Below are 949 nucleotides of genomic sequence, written 5' to 3' on the forward strand. Positions count from 1 at the left end.
CGAACCAGCCGCCGGTGGTGTCGGCGCCGGTTCCGGACCAGAGCGTGGCGGCGGGGGCGGCCTACGCCTACACCGTGCCGAGCGGGACCTTCACCGACCCGGACGGGGACGCGCTGACGCTCTCGGCCACGCAGGGCAACGGCAGCGCGCTGCCCTCCTGGCTGACCTTCAGCCCGTCGACCCGGCAGCTGAGCGGGACGGCCCCGGCCTCGGCGGTGACGCTGACCGTCCGGCTGACGGCCTCTGACGGGAAGGGCGGCAGCGCCTCCGACCAGTTCACCCTCACGGTGACCGGGGGCGGGGCGAACGGCTCGCCGGTGGTGGCCACCGCCATCCCGGACCAGAGCGCCACGGCGGGCGCGGCCTTCAGCTACGCCTTCCCGGCGGGCACCTTCACCGACCCGGACGGGGACGCGCTGAGCTACTCGGCCGCGCTGGCCGGGGGCGGGGCGCTGCCCTCCTGGCTGAGCTTCAGCGGGGCGGCCCGCTCCTTCAGCGGCACGCCGGCGGCGGCCGACGCGGGCACGCTGGCCGTGCGGGTGACGGCCTCGGACGGGAAGGGCGGCAGCGCCACGGATGACTTCAGCCTGACCGTCTCGGGCGGGACCTCCTCCGGGGAGGCCTACCGCTACAACGCCGGCGGCCCGCAGGAGACCACCTCGCGGGGCGTCTTCGCCGCGGACGCCTTCGCCTCGGGCGGGTCCAAGAAGAGCCCCACCACCGACGCCATCGCCGGGACGGGGGACGACGCCATCTACCGCTCCAACCGGTTCGGGACCGCCTTCTCCTACAACATCCCCGTCAAGGGCGGGGAGTACCAGGTGGTGCTGCACTTCGCCGACCTGTACTGGACGGCGGCCGGCAAGCGGGTGTTCGACGTGAGCATCGAGGGCAGCAAGGTGCTCAGCGCCTACGACATCGTGGCCAAGGCCGGGGCGGGCAAGGCGGC

The 949-nt window shown here is 74.6% G+C and carries 1 protein-coding gene; it reads left to right on the top strand.

What is annotated here, in order from left to right:
* Window positions 1–949, top strand: a 949-nt coding sequence (locus J3P34_RS22040; RefSeq protein ID WP_210490795.1) for a putative Ig domain-containing protein, incomplete at both ends; no start/stop codon positions are given.

Origin of the sequence: Rufibacter aurantiacus (assembly GCF_017916345.1) — a bacterium.
GTDB lineage: Bacteria > Bacteroidota > Bacteroidia > Cytophagales > Hymenobacteraceae > Nibribacter > Nibribacter roseolus.